At 66.7% G+C, this 25,395-nt stretch carries 32 protein-coding genes and 1 tRNA gene; 16 read left to right on the forward strand and 17 right to left on the reverse strand.

All coding sequences use genetic code 11. The features are described 5' to 3' along the window. The first annotated feature begins 83 nt into the window (after positions 1-83). The 4 genes from AACL56_RS17945 to AACL56_RS17960 are packed head-to-tail and all read left to right on the forward strand — an operon-like array spanning position 84 to position 3,507. Entirely contained in the window at positions 84-815 is a 732-nt protein-coding gene (locus AACL56_RS17945) for a hypothetical protein (protein WP_339091166.1), read from the forward strand. A 3-nt stretch (positions 816-818) separates the two neighbouring features. After that, a complete protein-coding gene (locus AACL56_RS17950; protein ID WP_339091167.1) occupies positions 819-986 on the forward strand; it encodes a hypothetical protein in 168 nt (55 codons plus the stop codon). Continuing rightward, positions 983-3,346 carry a DNA cytosine methyltransferase gene (locus AACL56_RS17955; RefSeq protein WP_339091168.1) on the forward strand — a complete coding sequence of 788 codons (2,364 nt, stop codon included), beginning with the start codon at positions 983-985 and terminating at the stop codon, positions 3,344-3,346. The genes AACL56_RS17950 and AACL56_RS17955 overlap by 4 nt, the downstream gene beginning before the upstream one ends. Then, positions 3,343-3,507 carry a hypothetical protein gene (locus tag AACL56_RS17960; protein ID WP_339091169.1) on the forward strand — a complete coding sequence of 55 codons (165 nt, stop codon included), beginning with the start codon at positions 3,343-3,345 and terminating at the stop codon, positions 3,505-3,507. Before AACL56_RS17955 ends, AACL56_RS17960 begins: the two co-directional genes overlap by 4 nt. Before the next feature lies 1 nt (position 3,508). Here AACL56_RS17960 and AACL56_RS17965 read toward each other — a convergent pair whose 3' ends face one another. Genes AACL56_RS17965 through AACL56_RS17975 form a run of 3 tightly spaced genes read right to left on the reverse strand, consistent with a single transcriptional unit; the run spans position 3,509 to position 4,339 of the window. Next, positions 3,509-3,811 (reverse strand): hypothetical protein, encoded by a 303-nt coding sequence (locus tag AACL56_RS17965; RefSeq protein WP_339091170.1) that lies wholly within the window; start codon positions 3,809-3,811, stop codon positions 3,509-3,511. A gap of 34 nt (positions 3,812-3,845) precedes the next feature. Then, the gene (locus AACL56_RS17970) at positions 3,846-4,085 is read right to left on the reverse strand and encodes a hypothetical protein (RefSeq protein ID WP_339091171.1); all 240 of its coding nucleotides are present in this window, start codon (positions 4,083-4,085) and stop codon (positions 3,846-3,848) included. A gap of 2 nt (positions 4,086-4,087) precedes the next feature. Further along, complete coding sequence (locus AACL56_RS17975; RefSeq protein ID WP_339091172.1) at positions 4,088-4,339, reverse strand: hypothetical protein; 252 nt, start codon at positions 4,337-4,339, stop codon at positions 4,088-4,090. A gap of 30 nt (positions 4,340-4,369) precedes the next feature. Between AACL56_RS17975 and AACL56_RS17980 the strand changes: the two genes are divergently transcribed. From AACL56_RS17980 to AACL56_RS18030, 11 genes are all read left to right on the forward strand, one after another. Beyond that, positions 4,370-5,239 (forward strand): hypothetical protein, encoded by an 870-nt coding sequence (locus tag AACL56_RS17980; RefSeq protein WP_339091173.1) that lies wholly within the window; start codon positions 4,370-4,372, stop codon positions 5,237-5,239. Then, entirely contained in the window at positions 5,239-5,439 is a 201-nt protein-coding gene (locus tag AACL56_RS17985; protein WP_339091174.1) for a hypothetical protein, read from the forward strand. Before AACL56_RS17980 ends, AACL56_RS17985 begins: the two co-directional genes overlap by 1 nt. Continuing rightward, positions 5,426-5,890 carry an ASCH domain-containing protein gene (locus AACL56_RS17990; RefSeq protein ID WP_339091175.1) on the forward strand — a complete coding sequence of 155 codons (465 nt, stop codon included), beginning with the start codon at positions 5,426-5,428 and terminating at the stop codon, positions 5,888-5,890. The genes AACL56_RS17985 and AACL56_RS17990 overlap by 14 nt, the downstream gene beginning before the upstream one ends. Next, positions 5,887-6,099: a hypothetical protein gene (locus tag AACL56_RS17995; RefSeq protein WP_339091176.1), complete on the forward strand. Its 213-nt coding sequence runs from the start codon at positions 5,887-5,889 to the stop codon at positions 6,097-6,099. The genes AACL56_RS17990 and AACL56_RS17995 overlap by 4 nt, the downstream gene beginning before the upstream one ends. Positions 6,100-6,111: 12 nt before the next feature. Beyond that, on the forward strand, positions 6,112-6,336 hold the full coding sequence (locus tag AACL56_RS18000; protein ID WP_339091177.1) for a hypothetical protein: 225 nt from the start codon (positions 6,112-6,114) through the stop codon (positions 6,334-6,336). Positions 6,337-6,338: 2 nt separating this feature from the next. After that, on the forward strand, positions 6,339-7,397 hold the full coding sequence (locus AACL56_RS18005) for a hypothetical protein (protein ID WP_339091178.1): 1,059 nt from the start codon (positions 6,339-6,341) through the stop codon (positions 7,395-7,397). After that, entirely contained in the window at positions 7,394-8,050 is a 657-nt protein-coding gene (locus AACL56_RS18010) for a J domain-containing protein (RefSeq protein WP_339091179.1), read from the forward strand. The genes AACL56_RS18005 and AACL56_RS18010 overlap by 4 nt, the downstream gene beginning before the upstream one ends. After that, a complete protein-coding gene (locus AACL56_RS18015; protein ID WP_339091180.1) occupies positions 8,047-8,319 on the forward strand; it encodes a DUF4224 domain-containing protein in 273 nt (90 codons plus the stop codon). The genes AACL56_RS18010 and AACL56_RS18015 overlap by 4 nt, the downstream gene beginning before the upstream one ends. After that, positions 8,316-9,380 carry a tyrosine-type recombinase/integrase gene (locus AACL56_RS18020; protein WP_339091181.1) on the forward strand — a complete coding sequence of 355 codons (1,065 nt, stop codon included), beginning with the start codon at positions 8,316-8,318 and terminating at the stop codon, positions 9,378-9,380. Before AACL56_RS18015 ends, AACL56_RS18020 begins: the two co-directional genes overlap by 4 nt. Positions 9,381-9,729: 349 nt before the next feature. Beyond that, positions 9,730-11,823, forward strand: coding sequence for a kelch repeat-containing protein (locus AACL56_RS18025; protein WP_339091182.1), 2,094 nt, complete (start codon positions 9,730-9,732; stop codon positions 11,821-11,823). A 406-nt stretch (positions 11,824-12,229) separates the two neighbouring features. Further along, positions 12,230-12,306, forward strand: a tRNA-Arg gene (locus tag AACL56_RS18030). 333 nt (positions 12,307-12,639) lie between these two features. Here the strand turns inward: AACL56_RS18030 and AACL56_RS18035 are convergent. The 8 genes from AACL56_RS18035 to AACL56_RS18070 form a co-directional block, all read right to left on the reverse strand. Further along, a complete protein-coding gene (locus tag AACL56_RS18035; RefSeq protein ID WP_339091183.1) occupies positions 12,640-14,685 on the reverse strand; it encodes an Ig-like domain-containing protein in 2,046 nt (681 codons plus the stop codon). A 429-nt stretch (positions 14,686-15,114) separates the two neighbouring features. Further along, entirely contained in the window at positions 15,115-15,396 is a 282-nt protein-coding gene (locus AACL56_RS18040; RefSeq protein ID WP_339091184.1) for a hypothetical protein, read from the reverse strand. Positions 15,397-15,515: 119 nt separating this feature from the next. Beyond that, entirely contained in the window at positions 15,516-15,698 is a 183-nt protein-coding gene (locus AACL56_RS18045) for a hypothetical protein (protein ID WP_339091185.1), read from the reverse strand. Positions 15,699-15,916: 218 nt separating this feature from the next. After that, on the reverse strand, positions 15,917-16,312 hold the full coding sequence (locus AACL56_RS18050) for a hypothetical protein (RefSeq protein WP_339092892.1): 396 nt from the start codon (positions 16,310-16,312) through the stop codon (positions 15,917-15,919). Positions 16,313-16,554: 242 nt separating this feature from the next. Continuing rightward, a complete protein-coding gene (locus tag AACL56_RS18055; RefSeq protein ID WP_339091186.1) occupies positions 16,555-16,749 on the reverse strand; it encodes a hypothetical protein in 195 nt (64 codons plus the stop codon). A gap of 110 nt (positions 16,750-16,859) precedes the next feature. Further along, positions 16,860-17,150 carry a hypothetical protein gene (locus tag AACL56_RS18060; RefSeq protein ID WP_339091187.1) on the reverse strand — a complete coding sequence of 97 codons (291 nt, stop codon included), beginning with the start codon at positions 17,148-17,150 and terminating at the stop codon, positions 16,860-16,862. A 106-nt stretch (positions 17,151-17,256) separates the two neighbouring features. Continuing rightward, entirely contained in the window at positions 17,257-17,517 is a 261-nt protein-coding gene (locus AACL56_RS18065; protein WP_339091188.1) for a hypothetical protein, read from the reverse strand. A 232-nt stretch (positions 17,518-17,749) separates the two neighbouring features. Beyond that, complete coding sequence (locus tag AACL56_RS18070) at positions 17,750-17,998, reverse strand: hypothetical protein (protein ID WP_339091189.1); 249 nt, start codon at positions 17,996-17,998, stop codon at positions 17,750-17,752. 358 nt (positions 17,999-18,356) lie between these two features. On the opposite strand from AACL56_RS18070, the gene AACL56_RS18075 reads away from it, so the two are divergent. After that, positions 18,357-18,671, forward strand: coding sequence for a hypothetical protein (locus AACL56_RS18075; RefSeq protein ID WP_339091190.1), 315 nt, complete (start codon positions 18,357-18,359; stop codon positions 18,669-18,671). Here AACL56_RS18075 and AACL56_RS18080 read toward each other — a convergent pair. From AACL56_RS18080 to AACL56_RS18105, 6 genes are all read right to left on the reverse strand, one after another. Then, entirely contained in the window at positions 18,583-19,392 is an 810-nt protein-coding gene (locus tag AACL56_RS18080; protein ID WP_339091191.1) for an ABC transporter ATP-binding protein, read from the reverse strand. The two genes, AACL56_RS18075 and AACL56_RS18080, sit on opposite strands and share 89 nt — an antisense overlap. Next, positions 19,385-21,241, reverse strand: coding sequence for a branched-chain amino acid ABC transporter ATP-binding protein/permease (locus AACL56_RS18085; protein WP_339091192.1), 1,857 nt, complete (start codon positions 21,239-21,241; stop codon positions 19,385-19,387). Before AACL56_RS18085 ends, AACL56_RS18080 begins: the two co-directional genes overlap by 8 nt. Then, a complete protein-coding gene (locus AACL56_RS18090) occupies positions 21,238-22,098 on the reverse strand; it encodes a branched-chain amino acid ABC transporter permease (RefSeq protein WP_339091193.1) in 861 nt (286 codons plus the stop codon). The genes AACL56_RS18085 and AACL56_RS18090 overlap by 4 nt, the downstream gene beginning before the upstream one ends. Beyond that, positions 22,098-23,330 (reverse strand): amino acid ABC transporter substrate-binding protein, encoded by a 1,233-nt coding sequence (locus AACL56_RS18095; RefSeq protein ID WP_339091194.1) that lies wholly within the window; start codon positions 23,328-23,330, stop codon positions 22,098-22,100. The genes AACL56_RS18090 and AACL56_RS18095 overlap by 1 nt, the downstream gene beginning before the upstream one ends. A 49-nt stretch (positions 23,331-23,379) precedes the next feature. Continuing rightward, a complete protein-coding gene (locus AACL56_RS18100; protein WP_339091195.1) occupies positions 23,380-24,234 on the reverse strand; it encodes a fumarylacetoacetate hydrolase family protein in 855 nt (284 codons plus the stop codon). Between the two features lie 78 nt (positions 24,235-24,312). Further along, positions 24,313-25,311, reverse strand: a complete 999-nt coding sequence (locus tag AACL56_RS18105; RefSeq protein ID WP_339091196.1) for a VOC family protein — start codon at positions 25,309-25,311, stop codon at positions 24,313-24,315. Positions 25,312-25,395 lie beyond the last annotated feature (84 nt).

Here is a 25,395-nt window from a genome sequence, read left to right on the forward strand (position 1 = left end):
TCCCTCCTCCCTCCTCCCTTTCCAGCCAGCGCCACGCGAGCGGCACGCCCTCTTTCTTCACCTTCATCTGGAGCACCAGCCCAATGTCTTTCCAGCTCGAGAAGCCCACGTTCATCACCATCACCAACGCGAACCCGCGCCGCGAACTGCACGGCGACGAGAAGGTGCGCGCCATCGACATCGCGTTCTCGCTGAAGGGCGAGAACACTCTGCTCGACCTCATCGAGCCCGGCCTGCGCGAGCACCACTACTGCGACAACGCGCTGAAGTCCGGCCAGGAGACGTTGCCCGACGTCGTCATCCCGCTGCCGAATCTGCGCCACCCGCGGCTGCCCACGGCGTACCACTACGCCAAGGGCGAGAAGTGGCGCGGCTACCGCTTCGTCTGGGACTGGGGCACCGACGAATCGCACGTCGACTTCACCGACGTGGTGCTGGCCAACCTGCACTACGAGCTGAACGAAGGCGGCAGCGTGACCATCATGGGCACGATCCAGTACAACGGCGAGGAGCTGCAGGACAACGACGTCTACGGCGAGCTGTCGGGCCTGGCCAGCGAGGGCGAGATCTCCGCCATGCTGCTGGCGCCCGCCGAGCTGCTGCCCGCGAAGAAAGGCTACCGCGCGGGCAAGCCCGACACGCCGGCGGCCGAGGGCGGCACCAGCGGCGCACCCGGCGGTGCCGACGCGACGGACCTCTTCCTCGAGAAGCACAGCAACACCGAAGGCGACGAACCGACAGACGACAGCGACGCTGACGCCGACTCCGACGCGGACGCCGACGCAGACAGCGACGACCGGGGCGAGGAAGCCTGACCCATGGACTTCGCCGTCATCCCCATCGAAAAGGTGAAGGCCGCGTTCGCGCGTGCCCTCGCCTTGAACGCTGACCGCGAGGCAGCCGCCCGCGCCGCAGCTCAGGCCCTCGGCATCACGCCCGAGGCCGTGTGCGAGGTTGTCGACCAGCAGGAGGCGCACACAGCATGAAGCGCGACGCCTTCAGCATGCCGCTCGACCTGGGCCATGAGCTGATCATCGACAACTTCGCCGGTGGCGGCGGCACGTCCACCGGCCTCGAGGCGGCCTTCGGGCGTCCGGTCGACATCGCGATCAACCACGATCCCGAGGCGCTGGCGATGCACGCCATCAACCACCCGCACACCCGGCACCTGCTGGAAAGCGTGTGGGAGGTGAATCCCATCAAGGTGACGGGCAATCAGCCGGTGGCGCTGGTCTGGCTGTCGCCCGACTGCAAGCACTTCAGCAAGGCCAAAGGCGGCACGCCGGTCGCGAAGGAGATTCGCGGCCTCGCTTGGGTGGGCATGCGCTGGGTGGCGCTGACGAAGCCGCGCGTGCTGATGCTGGAAAACGTCGAGGAGTTCACCACGTGGGGTCCGCTGCTGGTGGGCGCTGACGGCACGGCCCGGCCGGACCCGGCGCGCAAGGGCAAGACGTTCGAGAGCTTCGTGCGCCAGCTGCGCGGCCACGGCTATACCGTCGAGTGGCGCGAACTGCGCGCTTGCGACCAGGGCGCGCCGACGATCCGCAAGCGCCTGTTCCTCGTGGCGCGCCGCGACGGGCTTCCCATCATCTGGCCCGACGCCACGCACGGCGACCCGACGAGCGCGGCGGTGCTGGCCGGCAAGATCCTGCCCTGGCGCTCAGCCGCCGAGTGCATCGACTTCAGCCTACCGGCACGCAGCGTGTTCGGCCGCGAGCGCCCGCTGGCAGCCAACACTATGCGCCGCGTGGCGAAGGGCCTGTGGCGGCATGTGCTCGCCAGCCCGAAGCCCTTCATCGTGGGCGTGGGAGGTCGCATGGGCCAGTCGCCCTCGCGCTCGGTTGGCGCGCCGCTGCAGACCATCACAGCGAAGGCTGATTCCTGCGTCGCGCAGCCGGTGCTGGCGCCGTTCGTCAGCGAGCACGCCAACGCCAGCAACCAGCGGAATATGGCCGCCGACGAGCCGCTGCGCACGATCTGCGCGCAGGTGAAGGGCGGGCACTTCTCGGTGGTGGCACCGCAGTTGGCCCCCTTGGTGATGACGAACACCACCGGCCACGCCGGCGCGCCCGCCTCTGCGCCACTGTCCACCGTTACCACCGGCGGACACCATGCTGTCGTCGCGCCCGTGATCGCCCCGTTGCGCGGCATCGAGGAAAACCACCTGCAGGGCGACGCTATCGCCGCGCCGCTTTCAACGGTGTCCGCTGGCGGCACGCATCACGCGCTCGCCAGTGCCAACCTGGTGACCATCGGCTACGGCGAACGTGCCGGGCAAGAGCCGCGCGCGCTCGACATCACCCGCCCGCTCGGCACGGTGGTGGCCGGCGGCGTGAAGCACGCGGTTGTCGAAGGCGCGTTCATCACGAAGTTCCGAGCGAACAGCGTGGGCCACGACATTCAGGAGCCGTTGCACACCGTCACGGCAAACAGCTTCATCAAGCGCCCTGGCGGCAGCGTGCCGCTGGGCATCGTGGCTGCGCACCTGGTCGATGCCGGGCACGGGGAAGGCAAGGACGGCGGGAAGCGCTTCAGCCACGGCGTGCGCAGCGTCGAGCAGCCGCTCAACACGGTGACGGCCAGCGGCGCCACCAGCGCCGTTGCTGCCGTGCACCTCACGCACCTAACTCACCACGGCGAGCGCGCGGGCAACGACGTGGCCGAGCCGATCCGCACGATCACCGGCGCGCATCGCGGCGAGCAGGCGTTGGTGGCTGCATGCATCGAGCAGGCGAACGGTGGCTTCTACGAAGGCGACGGCCGCGCCGCCGACGCCCCCATGTCCACGATCACGGCCGCGGGAAGCAACCAACGTCTGATCACCGCCTACTGCGTGAAGTACTACAGCAGCGGCGGCCAGTGGCAAGGCCTGGCCGAGCCTATGCACACGCTGCCTACGAAGGGCCGTATGGGGCTGGTCGAGGTCGAGCAGGTGCCGGCCGACTGCCTGGCGCCCGAACTGCGCGAGCGCGCGCGGCACTGCGCCGTCCTGCTGCACGAGCACCTACCCGAGCAGTTCTCGGAGCCGGCCGACCTGGTGCTGATGCAGCACGCCGGCCAATGGTGGGTGCTGGTCGACATCACGCTGCGCATGCTGAAAGCACCCGAGCTGTTCCTCGCGCAGAGCTTCCCGGCCGACTACGTGATCCACGAGATTCCGGATCCTGCGCTGCTGTTTGCCGGCGGCGTGCAGGCGGCCGACCCGCTGGCAGTGCCGCGCATCAAGCTCAGCGCGACGGCCCAGGTCCGCATGTGCGGCAACAGCGTGGCGCCGGCGCAGGCTGAAGCCCTCGTGCGGGCTAACTTCGCGCATGAGGCGCAGATCTATGGGAGGGTCGCCGCGTGATCACTGACCGTCACATGGCCCGCGTGTTCCTGACGCAGGCGCGCGCCACGCCGCATGCTGGTTGGCGCGCCACGCTGCTGACCTGGGCGAAGAAGCGCCGCGTGGCCGGGCGCATCGCTGCGCCGCGCCAGCTCAGCTTGTTCTCGGAGGGCGCCTTATGACTTATTTCGTCCATATGTATGGCCAGGCGGAGACAAGCAGCGAGGCCACCGACGCAAGCAGAGCAATGAATGCGACCCGTGCCGACCACCAGGCAGCATCGGCCGCTGACTTCGCGACCGCTCGCATCTCGCTGTCGATCCGCTCGCGTTCCCGCGTATCGAAATCAGCAAGCCATGCGCGCGCCACGAGGGCATTGGCTCCTTGGATAGTTCCGATGTCGACGTTCCAGCGGAGAGCAGAGATGCCATCTTCGCGCTCGTTGACCCATGCTTGCACGGAGTCTTTGGTACTGAAATCAGCCACTGATTCTCTCCTCGGTATTCCAGTGTGTCGCGCTTCAATCCTCGAGGTCGAACTGCCCCTGCAGCGTGCGGATGATCTGAGCGATGTCGGCGCGGTGCGCGCCACGGTCGGTCACGATTCGCACCGTCCAGTTGGGGCCGCCTTCATCTGGCGATATTCCGATGACGCCGCCTCGGTGAATGTCGGTCTGCTGGCCTCGAAGGCCGGGGAGCGCCTCAATGCGCTGTATCAGCATCTGCTGCAGTTGCTTGGCGGTTCGGGTGGGCTTTCCCATCGCTACGGCCGAATCAGCGGGATCGCCGACACCGCCAGCGCAATGACAGCGATCAGCACGGCCCAACGTGACCAGCGCAGCGCCTGTTTTGCCGTGGAGGCGCTGCCTTCTGCAGCCTCGGTGCTGCGCGCGTTCAAGAGGTCCAGAGTCCGCTGCCGCTGCGCAGCTGTCTTTGGGTCGGTCTCTGGCAAGGCCGCGTCGTGCGTGCGTGCCCGGATCACTCGCGGCTCTGGCTTCGCGTCAGGAGCATCCATTTCTCACCTTTCCACTGGAAGACCCGCAGTATGACCGTTCTCACCATCCAGACCGTCGAGCTGTGCAGCGCGATCGGCAAATGCATGTCGAGCCCAAGCAGCTACGCCAGTTCGATGAGCTCGTACCAGTCCGGCAACCCGCGCGCCGTAGCGGCGCACGCGCTGCGCATGCTGGGGGAAGCCCGTGCCCGCGACGTTGCGACGCACGAGAAGAACCTGCCGGCCATTGAGGCGAACAAGGCGGTGCGCGCACGTGTGGAAGCGCTGATGGCCGAGGTCGGCATGCCCGCTTCGTACACCGAGCGCGACACGAAGTCGCGCGCCCGGTACCCGAAGACCATCCGACTCGACGCCGGCTATCTCGGCGACCTGCGCCGGCACTGCCGCACCGACGACAGCTTCGACCACGCCACCAGCACCTACGAGCGGCTGAAGAAGGAGTACGACGCCTACGCCACGCGCGCTGAGGAGGAAGCCAAGCAGGCCGACGCCAAGAAGGCTCGCGAGGCCGAGGCGCTTGTCGAAAAACGCAAGGCCGACATGGAGCTGGCGGCGATGCTGCTGCGCTACCAGCTGCCGCTCGAGTCGACCTGGTCGGACGTGCTGGAGGCGCTCTGCGAGAAGGACCAGCGACTCGACCTGGCCGTGGCCATGCAGCGCACGCGCGGCGACTGGAGCGAGGGCCCGTACCGCGTGAAGAACGCGCTCGACCGCTTCCAGATCGAGACCACAGAGGACAAAGACATCGCGAACGACGTGCTGTCGTGCCTCGAAGACTTCGAGGACGGCCGCGTGTTCCGCGACACGTCGTGGAGCTACGGCCGCCTGTTCGCCGAGGCCGCCGACCAGCAGCTCTCCACCGACGTGCAGAAGGCGCTGCAGCACGCAGGAGACGAATGATGCAACTGCTCGACACCTCCCCCGAGCGCGAGCGCGCGCACGAGATCCAGGCCGTGCAGATGGCCGCCCAGCAGCTGGTCGACGCGGCCCGAGCGCGCGGCCTTGTGGTCACCATCCAGCTCGAGCCGCGCATGCCGCCGGCGATGGGCTCCTACGACATGGTGTTCGACATCCGGGAGGCCCGCCATGGCGCCGCCTGAGTTCGTGGCCACGGAGCCCTTACCGCCCGCGCTGGCGCCGATGAAGGCGCTGTCGATCCGCCAGCCTTGGGCATGGCTGATCATCCGACCGGACCTCACCGACGCGGAGCAGCGTGCGCGTGAGCTCGCCAAGGGCCGGATCAAGACCATCGAGAACCGCATGTGGCGCACTCGCGAGCGCGGCACGATCCTTGTGCACGCCAGCCAGGGCATGACCCGCGCGGAGTACTTCGGCGTGATGGAGTTCTGCTATCCGCTGGGCGTCGAGCTGCCGCACTTCGACGATCTGCAGCGCGGCGGCATCGTCGGCCAAGTCGACATCGTGGACTGCGTCGCGCACAGCGAGTCGCACTGGTACATGGGCGCCGTCGGCTTCGTGCTGGCCAACGCCAAGCCCCTGCCCTTCCGGCCGCTGAAGGGCGCGCTGGGCTTCTTCGAGGTAGCCCCATGAGGCGCTTCCGATGGACCCGCGCGAAGTACCGCAAGGCCGCCCACCTGGCGCGGTTCTTCGCCCGGTTCATCTACACGCTTCCCGACGAGAAGCCGGCACTGCTCGAACGCTACTTCGAACTCTGGGAGCGCCATCCGCAAGGCATGGACCCGCTGACCGAGCCGCTGCGCTGGCGGCTTGCGAAGTACTCAGATGACATCCCGTTCTAGAGGCCTCGCACGATGACCCGTCCCGGCTTCGGCGCCCTCTCCAGCGCGGTGGCGCGCGCGCAGGCGGAGATCCGCCAGCAGCACTGCCCGCCACCCAGCTACTACCCCACCGCCGCCGTGCGCAGCTCCATGAAGTGCACGCGCTGCGGCGGCCTCCTCAACTACACCGTGTCGCCCATCGGCGCGCGGACCACTGGCCGGTGCTCGAGCGCTGGCTGCATTGAATGGAGAGACTGAGCATGAACATCACTGACCAGACCGTCACAGCCGAATGGCGTCCAATCTCGACTGCGCCGCGCGACGGCCAAACAGACGTCATCTTGCGCTTTCAGAGCTCACAGGTATCTCGTGCGCGCTTCATCCCCGGGATGGACCTGCCGTGGAGGCTGATCGAGTCCATTCCGCTCGGAATCGCGTGCAGCCGAAGCCTACCTGATGGCCCTGGCGGACCTTCGCACTGGCAACCGATGCCGACTGCGGAGTTCTCTGCGCTTGCCTACCTCGACGCACTCAGGGCCTGCGTCTTGTCCGAGTGCGCACCAGCCGACGACGCATGGCCGGCGTACATCGCTCAGGTCATCGAGACCTACATCCAGCAGAACCGCACCGACGAAGACCGCCAGACTGGTATTCGGAAGATCATCGAGCGGCGCATTCACCACATGAAGAAGCCCGAGCCTGCGCCAGCTTCGGGAGCGGTGGCGGAGGCCTTGCGCGCCTTCGTGGACATCAAGCCGCTCGGCTACGGTGCGCCGGGCACCCGTGACATAGACATCGCCCAGTGGAATGAGGCCTATCGTGCGGCCAAGGTCTGCTTGGGCGCCCTCGCCTCACCCGGTGCCGCTATCGTCGCGCGCGAGCAGGAGAAATGCTTGGACTGCGGCGATGCTGTACCGAAGCACACATGCTATTGCCAAGCAGGTTGCGTGCATGCTACCGGCTTCGCAGGGCGCGAGGACGCGCCGGCAGTGAGCGCGGAGACACCGAGCGCAAAGCAGCAGAAGCTGCTCACCCTCGCCGACCGCATCGACCATGAAGAGCTGTGGCGTTGGCCGGGTATGGATCATCACAAGATGACGCCAGAGCAGCGCGACCGCATGAACGCTGGCGTCGCGCTGCGTCGCTACGCGCGGCTGTGGGCTCCCGGGCACTGGGTGGTGTTCCCGCCAATCGGCCCCGTTTCCTTCAGCGCCACCACGCTGGACAAGGCTGTCGAGATGGCGAGACGCTCCACGCTGCCGGCGGCGCCCGAGCTCGACGACACGCCGCTCGAGACCGGCGAAGGGGATGCACGATGACCATCACCGCATTCCCCTTGGCATGGCCGCCCGGCTGGAGGCGCACGGCAGCCGACGCTCGCACCTACGGCCGCTTCGGCACCACGAAGCAATCCAGCGCGGGCAACTGGCGCTCGGTGCAGGACATCACCGTCGCGGCCGCCACGCAGCGCCTGCGCGCCGAGCTGGACCGCATGGCCGTGCGCGGCGACGACCTCGTGCTGAGCACCAACCTGAAGCTGCGGCTCGACGGCCTGCCCCGCAGCGATCAGGCGCAGCCGGCCGACCCGGGCGCCGCGGTCTACTGGAACGACCCGTGGACCAGCGCGCCGCGCTGCATGGCCATCGACCGCTACACGAAGGTCGAGATGAACATCGCCGCGCTGGCAGCCACCATCGAGGCCATGCGCGCCATCGAGCGGCACGGCGGCGCCGTGGTGCTGGAACGCGCCTTCACCGGCTTCGCCGCCCTGCCGGCGCCCATCGTGGCCGGCATGAAACGGCACTGGCGCGAGGTGCTCCAGTACGGCGACGGCCGACCTGACGCCGCCATCATCCGCGGCTGCTACCGCACGCTGGCCAGCCTGGCGCACCCCGACCGCGCCGGCGGATCGACGGAACGCATGGCCGAGCTCAACCAGGCGCGCGACGACGCGCTGAAGGAGATCCAATGACCACTCCCGGCATCCCCATGGCGCCCAGTGTTAGCGCGCAGCAAGCAAGCGCAGTCCTGACTCGGGCTGAGCTGAAGCAGCTAACGGGCTACAAGCGCCCCGCAGAGCAGCTGGCCGATCTGCTGCGCCAAGGCTTTTATCGCGCGCGCCGCTCTCGGGTTGACGGCAGTGTCATCCTCGAGCGGCCGCACTACGATGCGGTCTGCGCTGGTGCCAGCGTGCCGGCCAATGAGCCAAAACTCCGCCCGGTCACAAGGAAGAGAGCATGAAACGCGACCTACCGCCAAGGGTCTACGAGAGGAGTGGCAGCTACTACCACGTCGCAGCTGATGGCGACACCCGGAAGTGGACGAAGCTGTGCCGGGTCAAGGAAGGGCTGTCGGCCATGTACATGGCGCTGGCCAAGATTGAGACCGACAAGTCCCTCGACGACATGATGCCGAAAGTGTGTGCCGCGTGGATGAGGGAAATCGGGAGCAAGCACACCGCGAAAACTCAGGCCGATGACAGGACGCACAACAAGGCGATTTCGGAAGCATTCGCAGAGTTCAGGGCTCGCGACATCACCCCAACCGTTGTGATCGACTTTCTGGACACCTGGGACGCGCAGCCGCGCAGCTACAACGCCTATCGCGCAGCCCTGCGAGAGCGACTTCGCTTTGCCGAAGTGAAGGATTTCCGACCCGCTGGCAGCAACCCTGTCGACCCGGTCAAGACGAAAAAGGTGAGAGCGCGCACGCGCTACATCACGGACAGCGAACTGCGCCGCATCAAGGTGGCAGCCTGCTACGGAGAGGACGGCATTCGCACGCGCTCAGGCCACACCATTTGCTGCCTGATCGATATGGCCTACTTGACCGGCCAGCGCATCGGCGACCTGTTGACCTTGGAGTGGTCGCAGATCCGGAAAGACGGGATCCTCTTCGAGCCAGCAAAAACCGAGGATTCGACGGCCGTGCGCATCCTGATCGAATGGACGCCGAAGCTGAAAGCGGTCATCGAGCGGCTGAAGCATCCGCCGCCGGTGCCAGGGCAGAAGGGCAAGCTCGGAAAGGCCAAGCCGGTCAGCATGCGATATGTGTTCTCCACCCTGAAGGGCGAACCCTATACCTACGATGGTGCCTCGACCGCCTGGACTCGTGCGCGGGAAAGAGCCAAGGTCAAGAATGCACACTTTCACGACCTCCGTGCCAAAGCCCTCACGGACATCGACGGCGTGAGCGAGCGCGGAATCGGCCAAGCCCAGACGATGGGGGGCCACAGCACACAGACGCAAACAGCCGAGTACGTGCGCCACAAGCGGGCGAAGAAAACCACAGCAACGCGCTGATGTCGGAACGCCGTTGAAGCTTCCTGCCGGGGCATATTTTCCGCAGCGCACGCGGGGATGCACGACACGGGTATAGAGGCTCACAACCCCGAGATCTGGCATTCCTGCATTCGCGGCCGGCCCGCACGGCCCTAATGCTCGTCTTTGGACCCGACGCCGAAGCGGATGCTTAGAAACAGCGGAGAGATCGTCCCATCACGTCTGGCTGCGACTGAGCTAGCAGCGAGGTTGCAGCGCCGAGGGCGTATCCGCCGTTGCCGAATTGTCACGAGATGTTTACACTCCGCGCCGAAGTTGCAACGGCGTCCATTCGAGAAATCTCGGCGCGAGGCCAGGATGCTTCTTCGTCTTGCACGCCGCTCCCTATGCCGATGGTGATTCAGTCACGCAGGAAAGCGGTGGGTGCGCCGAAAACCGCTCCTACGGACCTCTTGCTTTGAAACTCGCAATTGCCCTCCCCCACATGTCCGCGTCTACGCCTTTGCTCCGCCTCCAATTCGTGCGGCTTTGGTTTACGGCTTTGTGCCTAGGCTGCCTTCTGGGCTTGTCCGCATGTGGCGGTGGCGGTGGTGGCTCCGGCGGCGCGAGCTTCGTCGGCTTTGGACTCAACCTCACCCAGTCGCCTGCGGGCCTAAGCTACGCGATGACCTCCGCGGTCTACGAGGTGGGGCAAGCCATTGTGCCCAACAGGCCCACCGCCAGCGGCGGCGCCATCGAACGCTTCGCCGTGGCGCCGCCATTGCCGGATGGGCTGGCCCTTGACGCTGGCACGGGCGTCATCAGCGGCACGCCTACCGCTGTGGCCGCATCCGCCGTGTACGTCGTGACCGCCGAGAACGCGGGCGGCAGCGCGACAGCCCGTGTGCAAATCGAGGTGCGCAGCACGCCGGCCGCGCCGGCCGGGCTGACCTACCGCGAGAGTGCCGCGATCTACACAGTGGGCGTCGCCATCGCGGCCAACGCGCCGGCCAGTAGCGGCGGTCCGATCACCGGATACAGCATCGCGCCGGCTTTGCCCGCGGGGCTGCTGTTCGACCCGCAGACCGGCGTGATCAGCGGAACGCCTACAGGAACTGCTGCGGACGCGGCCTACCTCATCACCGGTAACAATGCGACCGGGTCGGCCGTGGTCACGTTGCGGATAGCCGTCCAGGCGGCGCCAGTGGCGCCAGCCAGCGTGGCTTACGCCACGCCGCGCGCGCTCTACTCCGCAACGCAAGTCATCGTTCCGAACACGGCGGTGGTGACCGGTGGCACCCCCTCGGCGTTCTCGGTGGCGCCAGCGCTCCCCGCGGGGTTGAGCCTCAACTCTCTGACCGGTGCGATCACCGGCACCCCGGCTGCCATCCAGCCCCTGACGACGTACACGGTTACGGGCAGCAACAGCGCGGGCTCGGCGCAGGCGCAGGTGCAGATCGCGGTTACTGGAAGCGGCAGTTGGGCGTTGGAGCCCACACTGCCGACTGGACGGCACTACGCGCCGGTCGTGCGCTTGTCCAACGGCAAAGCAATGGTCATCGGCGGCGCCACGGCTTCTGGAGCGACCGCGTCGGTTGTCCTCTACGACCCGGCGGCCCACAGCTGGACCGCGGCCGCGTCCATGTCGACGCCTCGCAGCGACGGGGCGGCCATCGTGCTGCTCGACGGGCGCGTGCTTGTCGCAGGCGGGGACAGCACGGGCAACTCCACCGTGGCCTCGGCAGAAATCTACGACCCCGCCGCCGATACCTGGCAGCCTGTCGCGAACATGGCCGAGCCGCGCACGCGTTCCACCATCACACGTCTGCCCGACGGGAAGGTCCTCGTCATCGGTGGCTACAGTCGCAACCCTGGCTTGACCTTTTCGCAGACGGCCGAGTTGTATGACCCGGTGACAGGCACTTGGACCACCATGACCACGCAGCTGTCCTCCCCACGCGCGCAGCATGCAGCACAGTTGCTGCCGGGCGGCAATGAAGTGCTGGTACTCGGCGGCGTCAACCAGAACGGTTTCGTGACCTCCGCCGAGCGGTTTCCCGTCAATGACAGTGGCGCCGTAACGCCCGTAGCGGGCCCTGTTCCCGCGGCCAACGTCTACACCTCGGTCCTGCTTGCAGGAGGGGACGTCCTCGCGATGGGCGACGGCAGCACGACTTCCCTAAGGTTCAATACCGCCACATCGAGTTGGACGGTCAGCAGCTTCTCCAGCACGCGCGGCCTGCCGACCATGACGACGCTGGCGGACGGCCGGGTGCTGCTCGCGGGCGGTGCGGCAAGCGGCGGAGTCCGCCTGACCACCGCGGAAATCTACAACCCTGACTTCGACCTTTGGACACCGGCGAGTTCCATGGCCACCGGGCGCAGTGCCGCCTCCGCGGTCCTGCTCGGCGACGGCTCTGTCCTGATGGTGGGCGGGTTCTCCGGCTCGGGCGAAGTTGACGGAGCGGAGCGTTTCCTGCCTTGAGCGATGGCCGCTAGCTTTTTCAAACCAAGTTGAAGGGACGCGCTCTGAAGTACCTTCCACGGCTTAGAAACCTTCTAACGGCGAATTTTCCTCAAGGGTAAAAGTGATCTAATCAGATGGTGCGTCCGTTAGAAGAAGTCGGTCTAAGCTGTTGATTTCTATGGAAACTCGGTCTGTTTTGGGACCAGAGGGTCGAAGGTTCGAATCCTTTCGCCCCGACCAAAAAATCGAAATGCACACAGTCCTCATCGGGCTGTGTGCATTTTTTGTTTGAGGCTTCGAGCGGTGCGAGGCAGAACCTTGCGCCGCAGGGCAAAGCGCGGAACTGGGTAGAATCCGCCGCGGCCAGCCTGGAAGCAATGACGTCTAAGTCGTTGATTCTTCAGGCATCTCCCAGGCTTCAAATCTGCCCGTAGCTCAGTTGGATAGAGCACCTGCCTTCTAAGCAGGTTGTCGGGGGTTCGATCCCCTCCGGGCAGGCCAATAAGGTGATTCACAAAGCCCCACAAGGCCCCCACGAACACGCACCTTCCCTCTGTAAAGCGGCCATTTTTGCTCCACGAGCAATCATGATGAACCGCTGAGATTCGTCGAATTTGGCGAGTTACCCAGTGCGAGGGGAAGAGGTCACTGGACAGCGTGCTGCAGCGCCGCGAGTGCGATCAGAGATGGAACATGCGGATCAGGTGATCGGCGCAGGCGCCTGCTTCCTATCCGGACAAAGTCCTCTTGCATGATGGCTTCCGGGGGTGGGCGCACGCGACGTCGACGCTCGAGAGTCGCTTGACCATCAGTTCCGGGTCGCAGTCCAACGTGTCAGCAGCCTCCGCGATTCACATCAGTAAGAGACCGTGATCGAGCCGTCGCCCCCGTTGCCGAAGCGTGTCGCGCCATTGGCGCCGACCGCATAGGTGGACCCGGCGGGGCCCGCACTGCCTCCGCCTCCGCCGCCACCGCCGTAGTTGCCATTGAAGCCGCCCCCGCCGCCGCCCCGAACCCACCGCCACCACCGCCGCCGAACGACGAACCGGCGCCGCCATTCGCGCTGGAGCCAGGGGAGCCGGAAGAGATGGTTCCCGCGCCCGCCGTCCCGCCGCTCCCGTTCGCTCCGCCTCCTGCGAAGCCCACGCCGGATCCCGGCGCTCCGGAACCCAAACCGTTTCCGCCTCCGTCGCCTCCGTCGGTTCCCCCTGCGCTGGCACCGGCACCTCCGCCGCCGCCGGCGATGAACAGCACGCTTGCGTTTTGCTGGAGCGTGGTTGCGCCGCCACCGGAGCCCGCTGTGGTGGAGTCGCCGCCACCGCCGACGCCGCCGTTGCCGATTCCGCGACCGCCGCCCCCAACGAAAAGAGTCAAGGTTTCACCCGGCGTGACCGCCATCTGCGCCGTCACCTGGCCGCCATTGCCACCGCGGTTGGAAGCGTCCGCAGCGCCGCCACCGCCGCCCAATGCGACAACCCTGACAAGGTGGACGTCAGCCGGCACCTTCCAGGTCGCAGGACCCGATGCCGAGAAGATCGTCTTGGGTTCGACGGTGAGAAGTCCGCTCGTACTCACGCTCCCCAGTGCCGCGCTGATGGTTGCAGTGCCTTGGGCCACGCTCGTCGCGAAACCCGCGGTTAATGCCGCATTGCTGATGGTCGCCACGCCATCGGTGTCGGACGCCCAGGTCACGCGAGCAGTGATGTCCTGCGTGCTGCCATCCGTGTAGGTCCCCGTCGCGGTGAACCGCGTGATGCCGCCGGATGTCCCTCCGATCGTGGCGGTTGCAGATGGCGGCGTCATCGCGATGGACGCCAGGCGCGCCGGTGTGATGGTCAGCGTCGTCGTGAACTTCACCCCGCCCAGGTCGGCCGTGATGTCTGTGCGGCCGATCGTTGCGGAGGTGGCCAGGCCCTGTGCATTCACGCTCGCCGTCGAGAGGTTGTTCGACGCCCAGTTCACCTGGGTCGTGAGGTCCTGCGTGGTCTGGTCGCTGTACGTCCCTATGGCGGTGAACTGCTGTGCGGTGCCGAGCGCGATGCTCGGGTTCGCGGGTGTGACGGCAAGGGAGGCCAGCGACGCCGCGCTGACATCGAGCGTGGCGGTGGCAGCGGGCACGGACGCGCAAAGGCGCGCGAGGCGACAGCTTGCCGTGATCGTCGCCTGCCCCGGTGCCACACCGCTGGCCAGCCCGGTTCCATCGACCGTGGCCACCGCGGGAGGGGACGAACGCCAGTCGACATCGGCGGAAATGTTCTGCGTCGTGTGGTCCGAGAACGTGGCCATGACGACGAACCGAGCCTGGGCTCCCTTGGCGATGGAAGCGGCGCGCGGCGTGATTTCCATACCGACCACGGTGGCCGGCGTGACCGTGAGCGTCGTGCTGCCGCTCTGTCCGCCGAAGCTGGCCGTGGCCATGCTGGTTCCAGGGGCCGCGCCAAGCGCTTTGCCCGAGGCGTCCACGCTCGCCACGGCGCCATTGGCCGTGCTCCACGCCGCGGTGGATGTCACGTCGCCGTGCGTGTTGTCGCTGTAGATGGCCGTGGCCGTCAGCTGCACTGAAGTGCCTGCGGCCAGGCTGGGGTTGGCCGGGTCCACCTGGATCGAGACCAGCGTCGGCGGCGAGGCTGGCGCCGCAGGCTGTGGCAGCGGCAGGAAGGATGCGCCTGGAGAACTTCCGCCACCGCCGCACGCCCCCAGTGCCATGAGCATCACGAACGCGAGGACCGACGATACGACGTGAAAGAGACGATGAAGTCCCGGGGATTCAACGCGCCTCGCGCTTTCGTGCTGGCCGAAGTGAATGGTCGGTGCCAAAGAAGACTGATGGAGTGCCAAGGGGTGGAAAACGAACATCCTGCGCTGGGTGCGCCTGAGCAAGGCGCCGGTTTCCGGCGTTCGCATCTGGTAGTGGGCAATGGCGAGGGACGATAGTTGCGACCACCTCGCATGTCCATCGCCGAAAACAGGTAGAAGGACCGGTTAGCCCGATGGACACGCTCGATGTCATTTCTACTGACGCAGACTGCCTGGACTGCTACCGGTTCACCACCTGTGTGGTCGGGATGCTGACGAATTCGGGAGTTTGGCGCGCGTAGCGTTCTTTCAGAACCTCACTGATCCGCGAAACGCCCAAACCATCACATTCCGGAACCTCAGGATGTCGATAGACCAAGTGTCAGGCGACAACATCACTTTTCGAGTCCTAGAGGACAAGCGCACATGGCGCTTCGAGGCTCAGCATCCGACAACATCCATCGCCTAGTCTGTCATGCGAGGGAGGTGCCGTTCAGTGTCAGCGAACCGGCCTCAGTGAAATTCGCGCCGCTCATCGGCGCCGTCTTCACAGTCCCCCACCGCCAGAAACCGCGCGGCCTCGTTGCCCATGTAGAACTGTCCGCCTTGCGTTCGATTGACGGCCCGCCCATCCGCCAGTCGATAGGAGATCTCGCCCACCTTCGGGCTGTATTCCTTGTGCAGGCTCACCCGCAGGAAGAACGTCGTGTACTCGATGACCGTGCTCTGCCGGTCATCCGCATCCACCACCTTGAACCTGCCGGTCTCGCGGATCACTTTCTCGTAGGTCGCCATGGCTCTTCTCCTGCGCCAGATGGAAAAAACGGCTGGGCCCCGGCTGAACAACCGGGCCGCCTGACCGCTCTACGCAGCGACCTCACAAATGGATTCACTTTATTTGCGTCTTGTGCCGTTTAGTGCACGAACGGCTTGGCTTTCTCCAGGAAGACCTTGCATAGGACTTCCAGGTCCCGCTTCAACGCTTGGCGGTCGTAGGGCTCACCCGCGAGGATCTGGGCCATCAGGATGCGGTGCTTCTCTCGCCTGGCCTCCAGAGCCTGGAACGCCGCGAAGAATTCGTCCTGTCGAGTGGACATGTCAGCTCCTTCCGGAGCACCTCACTGTGCAGCTGACCGTCGCGCGGTGAGTCTTCGCGCCGTTGTCACGCAGGGCGAATGGTCGGGCAAAGCCTCGTGCGCCTGACGATCGATTTGATGGCGGCGAGCGCCATCGAGGACATGCCGCAACCGGTGCGGCAGTTGGTCCTCGAAGGCGAAGGCTGGCGCCCTCGCCCATGACAACAGCGGCACTCAGTTCATATCGGCCGCACGTCGAAGAACGCCTCGTCGGTGTCACCCAGATCGCGAAAGCCGGCAGTGCGCGCCGCGTCGTAGGCCTTGGCCCAGCGCTTGGCCATGGCGATCTCGGTCCTGGACAGGTCGCTCTCGCTCGACTCGCTGGCGTTCTGGAACGCGCGCAGCGCCGCGACCACGTCGCCGCCGAGCTGCTTGTCGATCTCGCGGCGAAAGCGCTGCTCTGCGACCTTCGCGGCATCAGCCGCGGGATGCGGATAGTCCGCCAGGCGCACGGTGTACGACACCCGCGCCTCGACTTCGACGTCCTCGAAGCGGAACGGCGGATCGTCACGTACCGGCGCTCGCGCGGGCAACGGCGCCGGCAAGGGCTTCACAGGTGGGGAAGACACGGGCATGGCCATCGGCATTGCCGCTGCAGCGGCCCGCGGAAAGAAAAGCTCGGATTGATTCATGGTTCATCGCCCCGAGTGCGTGGGCACTCTCAAGGCCTGTTGCCAAAAAAGACTGTATGAATATACAGTTTTAAAGCACAGTAAACCAGCCCACGGTGGGGACGACGCGACATCGGTTCAGGCAAAGAGCACAACCCGCTCCGGCAGCCTGCAAGGGCCGCAATGCAAAGACGCTCTGCTTCGCGTCAGCGCCCGTCGTAGATCATCCGCCAGACATTGCAGCCGCTCGGGCATGCAGGGCTTGCCTGGCTGGTGTTCACTGCGGCCACTACAGGCGAGGCCGAGACAGATGTGTTGGCAGGGTCGCTGCCCGGTGCCGGCACGCCGCCCATCGCGAGGGCCGTTGCGCCGACCACCACTACTTTCGTCACCATCAACATGATCGTCTCCGGCAGTTGGTCACCAATTCAAGATAGACCTGCCGGAGGCAAAAATCGCCGGGATTTACCCTGAAAACATTCGACCGACTGTCTCGCGGATCGATGCGCGATCAGGCCGGCCTGGAAGGCAGGTCGCCCTCGCGCAGCTTGCGGCCCACCCACATCATCCCGGTCTCGTAGTTGGCCGCGCCCACCTGGATGCCGCCCACCGTGCGCAGCGCGCCTGTGCCATCGTCGGTAGCCGGACCTTCGCCGGTGTACTCACCCGGAACGAGCACGCGGCCATCCTTCAGGAAATCGGCGATGCGCAGTTCGCGCATGGCACGGCCCCAATGCCACTGCTTCTTGATGTCGTAGGTGCCCTTGGCCGCAGGCCTGGCAGAGGGTTTCGATTTCTTCATGTCGTTTCTGTCGCGCGAATAACTCGCACGAGCATAGCCCCGGCTGGGCGGCAATCCGGAACCGCGAAGGGCCGATCCGGAATCCGGTCGAAGAAGAGTGTCTTGGCTATTCCGTGCAAGGCCTCGTACCCGGCCCCTGAATGGGCGGTGAAGGCTCGATGGCCTCGCCCGCTTCCACGTAGTTGAGTTCGACCGGATGGATGATCACGGCGGCAACCTCGCCGTCGAACTTCACGAGCAGGTACTCGCCGCTGGCGCCGGTGATGACGCCGAATCTTCCTCGCAGCTCGACACGCCCGCCGCGCCGCGCGGGAACCTTGAAACGCACTCGGATGTAGGGCAGCCCTACACGGAAATACTCGACCATCGAAACTCCCCGACATCTTGTGAGCGCAGCCTTGGATGTATGCACAGGCCGCAACGCACAGCGGCGGCTCACCTCGGGTGTGGCCGCCTGTGCTGGTGCAATGTCTCCGTTCCGCCATGGGGAAGCGTGTCGGTCGGAGCCTACGCCTGCTGACAGCCAATGGACATCCGCCATTTGGCGGACGGCCCATGCGCGTGGCTTCAGCCGATCGGCATAGCGCGCAGCGCGGCGGTCAGCGATCGTGGCGTGCGCAGTCGAGTTCGCTGGCACCGTCCTCGGCGAACGCCGATTCGTCGGCTTCTTCACGAGGACCGACGTTCATGTCTTCGGGCAGGCCGCGCAGCACGGCGTAGCCCGCCTGCAGCGCTTCGCCATAGGTATGGAAGCCCTTGGCAGCTTCCATGAGGGATTCGAACTCCATCGAGTTGTCGAAGGATTCCAGCAGCACCCAGAAGTAATCGCCGTTGTCGTGTTGGTCCACGGTCAGGGCGATGGAGATAAGTTGACCAGCCATGCGCGGATGGTGGCCCGCTCAAATTACAGATCGAAGACGCGGAAGTGCATCGCCCGTGTCTGCCTCATGCAGCGGATTTCACCGGCTCCACGCGCTCCCGATCCTGAAATCTCGAACGCCGGTTGCGGGCCCTCGCCTCGCGCCGATCGCATCGACACCCGATGCCAAAAAGCCGCTGCCACGGCAACAGTCTTGCTCACCGTGCAGAAGTTGGCACACGGTGGATGCTGGCGTGGCCAAAACACTACGACCCTTCGCGTAACAGGCCTTCACGCCGGGGGCGGGGATCGGCGATGCTCAGTACATGCCCGCTGCGAATTCACAATTGCACAAACGCCCTGCGTCGCGCTCCGGATGGCGCGCCGTCGCGCTGATCTACACGGTCGGCGGGGTGGCGTGCATCCTGGCGTGCGCGGTGGTGCCGGAAAGCGAGGCCGGCATGCTGGTCGCCATTGCAGGCGGGCTGCCATGGTCGCTGAGCCTGATGACGCTCGACCTCTCCCCCGGCGTGGCGAACACCGCCTTGCTGATGCTGGCGGGCAGCTGGGCGGTCAATGCCGCGCTGCTGTGGTGGATGGCGCTGCGCCGGCCGAATCGCCGTGCGTTGCAGGAACGCCGCGAGCCGACGCATTCGACGTAGCGGCTTCATCCCCCGCATCCAGCCCGAGGTAAGCGCGCCGCAGTTCGGGCCGGGCCATCAGATCGTCGGGCCGTCCCAGCGCCACGATGCGCCCTTCTTCCAGCACCGCCGCGCGCTCGGCCACGTCCAGCGCCATGCCCACGTTCTGCTCCACCAGCAGCACCGCGATGCCCTCCGCATGGATGCGCCGGATGGCGGTGAACATGTCGAGCACGATGCTCGGTGCCAGGCCCAGCGAGGGCTCGTCCAGCAGCAGCAGCTTGGGGCGTGCCATCAGCGCACGGCCGATGGCCACCATCTGCTGCTGGCCGCCGGAGAGCGAACCGGCCGGTTGCTCCAGCTTCTCCTTCAGCGCGGGGAACAGCGCGCACACATGCTCGAGCGAACGTGCCCGTTCGAGCCGCGCAGCGCGCAGGTAGCTGCCGAGCTCGAGGTTCTCGCGCACCGTCATCTCGGTGAACAGGCGCCGGCCCTCGGGCACCAGCGCGATGCCCTGGGCACAGAAGCGATGCGGCGCCAGGCGCGAGATGTCCTGTCCCTCGAAGCGCATGCGCCCGGCGCTGATGCGGTGCAGGCCGGCCACTGCGTTGATGAGCGTGCTCTTGCCCGCGCTGTTGGGGCCGACGATGCACAGCAGTTCGCCCTTGGCGATCGACAGCGACACGTCCCACAGGGCCGTGGCCTGGCCATAGGCGACGCGGATGGATTCGAGTTCAAGCATGGGCCAGTTCCTTCCCGGCATTGGGCACAACGGCATGCGCGGACGCGGGCGCGACAGGCGCCTGCTCTTCCATCGCCTGCCCCAGGTAGGCGGACACCACCTCCGGGCGCTGCATCACATCGTGCGGCACGCCTTCCGCGAGCACCTCGCCGCGGTTGAACACCACGATGCGGTCGCACAGCGCCATCACCGCGCGCATCACGTGCTCGACGAAGACGATGGTGGCGCCCTGGTCGCGGATGCGGCGGATGAGCGCCACGGCCTCGTCGATCTCCGAGGGCGTGAGGCCCGACAGCACTTCGTCGAGCATCAGCACCTGCGGACGCGATGCCAGTGCGCGCGCAAACTCCAGGAACTTGCGCTGGTGCAGGTTCAGGTCGGCCGGTAGGGCGTGCGCGCGTTCGGTGAGGCCGGTGAAGGCCAGCCACTGCCAGGCCTCGGCTTCGGCCGTTTGCCGGTCGAGCGCGGCGGCGCCGAACATCGCCGGCAGCGCCACGTTCTCCAGCACCGTGAGGTGCGCGAACGGCCGCGGGATCTGGTAGGTGCGCGCAATGCCACCCTGCGCGATGCGGTGCGCCGGCACGCCCGAGATGCGCCGCCCCTCGAACTCGATGAGCCCCGCGGTCACCGCGTAGTGGCCGCTCGCGACGTTGATGAAGGTCGACTTGCCGGAGCCGTTCGGACCGAGCAGGCCGAGGATCTCGCCGCGCCGCACTTCCAGGCTCACGCCGCGCAGTGCATGCACGCCCTTGAACGACTTGCGCACGCCTTCTGCACGCAGCAGCACTTCGCCGGCGTTGGCGGCCGGCCGGGCGGACGCGGCGGCCACCGGTGCCGCCGCATGCGCCGACGCAGCAGGCGCCTCGGCATGCGCCGGTGCGGCCGAAGCGGCGGGGGCCGCAGGCGCATCGCGGCGCGCACTCCACCATTTCAGCGCCTGACCCAGCAAACCTTGCGGCATGAACAGGATCACCGCGATCAGCACCAGCCCCGTCAGGCCCTTGCCGATGATGGCGCTGTCGCCGCCGGTGAACGCATACAGCAGCAGCGTGATCGCCGTGGCGCCGACGATCGGCCCGGCCCAGTGCCGCGTGCCGCCGAGCACCGCCATCAGCACCACGGTGAGCGGCATCGCAATGGTGAAGGTGTCGCCCGTGGTCACGTACGAGATGAACAGCGCATGCACGCCCCCGACCACGCCCGCCAGTCCGCTCGAGAGCGCGAAGGCGCCGAGCTTGTAGCGGTAGGTGGGCACGCCCATGACCTCGGCCACGTCCTCGTCGTCGTGGATGGCGAAGAGCCCGGTGCCGAAGCGCGAGTGGTACACGGCCAGCGCCGCCAGCACCGTGAGCACCGCGGCGCACAGCGCCAGCAGGTAGAACGTGCCCGCGGCCGTCGGCCCGATCTGCGGCACCGCCACCGCGCTCATGTAGACGCCCGGCCCGCCGTCGATGGGCGTGTTGAGGATGATGGTCGCCACCACGAACGTGGCGGCCAGCGTGAGCAGCGAAAAGAGCTCGGCGCGCACCGCCTGCACGCGGAAGGCCACCGCGCCCAGCAGTGCGCCGACCAGCGCGGCGACCACCGCCGCGGCCGGCAGCGTCCAGAGGAACGGGATGTCGAAGCGTGTCGCGAGCGTGGCCGTGGTGTACATGCCGATGCCGAAGAACGCGCCATGCCCGAACGAGAAATACCCCGAGTAGCCCGACAGCAGGTTCCACGAAGTGGCCAGTGCGATCCAGTGCAGCACCAGGTACAGGATGGATTCGTAGAACGCCGGCAGCCCGAGCCACGGCACCACGGCCAGCCCTGCGCCGGCCGCCAGGACGATCAGGAACGCGCGCTTCATGCCACCCTCCCCGGCCGCACCAGCAGCACGAACATCAGCAGCGAGAACGACACCAGCGGCGCCCAGGACGGCGCGGTGACGGTCATGGTCACGGCCTCGGTCACGCCGATGACGCAGCCCGCGATGAGCGGCCCGAGCGGACGGCCGAGCCCGCCCAGCATCACGGCCGCGAACACCACGCCGATCCATGCGTAGATCTGCGAAGGCGACAGCGTGTAGGCCAGCGCGATGCACACGCCCGCCACGCCGGCCAGCGCCGCATTGAGGCCCGAGAGCATCAGCGCCAGCGCGTTCTGGTTCACGCCGAAGGCGGCGGCGATGGGCGCGTCCTCGGCGGCGGCGCGCATGGCCTTGCCCAGGTCGGTGCTGCGCAGCGCGAACCACACGGCCAGCGAAATGCCCACGCCCAGCACCAGCGTGATGAGCTCGGGCACCGGCAGGAACAGCGGACCGATCTGCAGCTTGTGCTCCGCATAGCTCGATTCGAGCTTGCGGTAGTCGGCTGTCCAGGTCCACTGCAGCAGGGCCTCGATGATCACCGTGATGCCGAAGGTGACCAGCAGCGAGTTGAAGGGGCTCACCCTGAAGCGCGTGAGCATCCAGTGCAGCGCCACGCCCAGCACGAAGAACAGCGGCACGATCACCGCCAGCGTCAGCAGCGGATCGATGCCGCGGTGGCTCGACAGTTCGTACGTGAGGTAGGCGCCGAGAAAGGCGAGCGCGAAGTGCGCGAGGTTGATCTGCCGCAGCATCCCCCACGACAGGCTGAGGCCGAGCCCCAGCAGGCCGTAGAGCGCCCCGGTGAACAGGCCCGCCAGGACGGACTGGGCCAGCAGCGTGGCACTGGGGAAGTTCATCAGCTGGCCACCCCGCGCGTCTGCAGCTTCGCGCCGGGGGCGGCCCACTCCTTGGGCCACACCACCACCCACTTGCCGTTCTGCACCTGCTTGACCTTGCCGAGGTCGTCGCCGAAGTTGCCGCGCTCGTTGAAGCGCAGCTTGCCCTGGATGGTGTCGACCTTGTTGGCGCGCAGCCAGGTGGCCATGGCCTTGTCGTCGAGCCCCTTGGTGGCGACCACGGCCGCCTCGATGATCTGCCAGGCCGAGAACGAGGCCGCGGCCTGTGTCTCCACCGCGGTGTCGGGCATGCCGGCCTTGGCCGCGCGCTCGCGGTAGACCTTCACGAACTCGGCGGCCGTGGGGTTGTCGGTGAACGGCGGGTGGTCCTCGAAGATCGTGGTGGCCAATGCGCCGTTGGCCTCGGGCGCCTTGAGCATCGGCGCGGGCGCAGGCACGTGATAGAAGTGGTGCAGCGGCGCATAGTCGATCTTCTTCATCGCATCGAGCAGCTGGTTGCCTTCGAGTCCGATGGCGCCGTTCCAGATGAAGTCGGGGTTGGCCTCCTTCACGCGGCCCGCGATGGGACCGAAATCGCGGTTGCCGAAGTCCCATTCGAGGAACAGCACTTCCTTGATGCCGCGCTGCTTCGCCACCTCGCGCACGCCCAGCGCCACGAAGTGCACCGACGGGAACTTGCTCGTCACGATCGCGATGGTCTTCGGCGGCTTGGGCGAAGTGGCCAGCATGTCGAGCACCATCGCGGGCATGCTCTTCTCGGGGTCCGGGCCGAGCGACCACGCCGGGAACTGCTGGTCGTACTTGGCCAGGCTCGGGATGCCGAAGGTGTGATGCACCAGCGTCTTGTTGTAGCGCTGGGCCACGCCCATGGCCGAAAGAATGGCGCCGGTGGCATACGGGCCGATGAGCAGGTCGACCTTGTCGGCCGTCACCAGTTGCTCGTACAGCGTGCGCGCGAGGTCGGGCTTGGACTGGTCGTCCTTCAGCACCCATTCCACCGGCCGGCCCAACAGGCCGCCGCGCTGGTTGAGCTGCTCCACGTAGATCTCGCCCGTGAGCTTGTGCACGAGGCCCGTGGCCGACAGCGGCCCGGTGAGCGCCAGCGTGCCGCCCACGCGAACGGGCTTGCCCGCGGGCTGCTGCGCGAAGGCGGCGCGGCCGGTCAGGGCGCCGGTGCCGAGGGCACCGACGGCTGCGGCGGCCGTGACGAAGGAACGACGATCGATGCTCATTTTTTTGTCTCCGTAGTTGTTGTGACTGGCGCCGGCGTTGTGCCGCGCTTCAGTCCCCGTCGACGACGGGGTTCGAGAGCAGGCCTACGCCTTCGATCTCCACTTCGCACACGTCGCCGGCCTTCATGAAGACCTGCGGCTTGCGCGCCAGCCCCACGCCCGAGGGGGTGCCGGCGATGATGATGTCGCCCGGCTGCAGCGCGAACGGCTCGGAGCACACCGACACCAGCGTGGCCACGTCGAAGATCATGTCGCGCGTGTTGGCGTCCTGCAGCACCGTGCCGTTCAGGCGCGTCTGCAGCTTCAGGCCGGTGGCGCCCGCGGGCAGCTCGTCGGCGGTGACGAACTCGGGGCCGAAGGAGCCCGAGCGGTCGAAGTTCTTGCCCATCATCCATTGCGCCGACTTGAACTGGTAGTCGCGAATGGAGCCGTCGTTGAACACCGAGTAGCCCGCCACGTGGTTCAGCGCATCGGCCTTCTTGATGTACCGGCCGGCCTTGCCGATGACCACCAGCAGCTCGCCCTCGTAGTCGAACTGCGTCGACACGTGCGGGCGCACGATCGGCTGGTTGTGGCCGACCCACGACGAAGGGAAGCGATGGAACAGCACCGGGTAGGTCGGCGGGTCGAACTTGCTCTCGGCCGCATGGTCGATGTAGTTGAGGCCCACCGCGATGGCCTTGGAGGGCGACTGCACGGGCGGCAGCCAGTCGATGTCCGACAGCGGCAGGCGCGTGCGCGCGCTGCTGCCGGCCTTCTTCGCGGCGGCCATGGCGTCGGGGCCGGCGCGCAGCAGTTCGTCGAGCGTGGCGGGCAGGCCTTCGGCGGTGAGGTTGACCACCTCCTGGTCGAGGCGCAGGCCGAGGGCGGGCTGGCCGTTGTGATGGAAAGCGAGAAGACGCATGGGGAGTTCCTTGTGTGATGCCGTTGGCGTAAAGAAGAAAAGAAGAACCAGAAGAAGAAGAAGAGCCGAGAACCGGTCTCAGGCCGTGGCTGGCGCCCCGGCCTCGACCTCGAAGTTGGTGACGAAGTCCTCGGGCACTTTCGGACCCCAGGCGTAGAAGGAGTCTTCGGGCGGATGGTCGGCGCTGGTCCAGTCGAAGTCGCCGGGCACGAAGTCCATGTCGCAGGAGTACTCCGAGTAGCTGCCCCACGGGTCGCGCACGTAGTGGAAGTAGTTCGAACCCAGCACGTGGCGTCCCACGCCCCAGCCGCGCGCATGGCCGGCGGCGTACATCTGCTCCATGCCGCGGCCGACTTCGTCGATGTTGGCGACGTCCCAGCTCAGGTGGTGCAGGCCCGGTCCGTTCGAATGCGCCATGGCGATCAGGTGGTGGTCGCTGCCGTGCACGCCGTGCATGAAGACGATCAGGTCGCCCGAGCGGTCGGTGATGCGCAGGCCCAGCGCGTCTTCGTAGAAGCGCACCGCCTCGGGCACCTTCGCGCAGAACAGCAGGATGTGCGAGAGACGGCGCGGATGCACCTTCGGGATGCGCGCGCGGTTCGGCGAAGCGCCGATGCCCACCGGCGGACGCGGCGCGACCACCGGTGGGCTGCCTTCGTCGGGCGCGCTCTTGGCCGCCACCACGACCTGCACCGGATAGCCCTCGGGGTGCATCACCCACAGGCCCCGGTCGTCGCCCAGCGGATGCGGCGAGCAGCGCGGCACGCCCAGGCGCTCGATGCGCGCGGCGATCGCGTCGAAGTCTTCTGCGAAGCAGGCGAAGCGCAGGTACTGCAGCTTCTTCGGGCCGGCCGCCTGAGAGAGCGAGCCCCACGCATGGGGATGGCCGGCGGTGAACAGGTCGAGACGGGCGCGATCGCCCTCGCCCTCTCGCCGAGGCTCGAGCCCGAAGGCGTCGTAGAAGCGCGCCGCCTCGTCGAGATCGGGCACGGTGAAGACGAAAGCATCGAGCGAATGAACGCTGTGCAGGTCGGCGCGCCCAGGGTTCTTGCGGGTGCGAAGCTGGAACTCGGCCATGTCGTGTGTCTCCGTTCTTCTATCCATGTTCAGTTAAATAATATATTCTTTTGTCGTTAGTCTATTGTTTGCCGGTTCATGGAT

The sequence above is a fragment of the Variovorax paradoxus genome (genome assembly GCF_902712855.1).
Classification (GTDB): domain Bacteria; phylum Pseudomonadota; class Gammaproteobacteria; order Burkholderiales; family Burkholderiaceae_C; genus Variovorax; species Variovorax paradoxus_Q.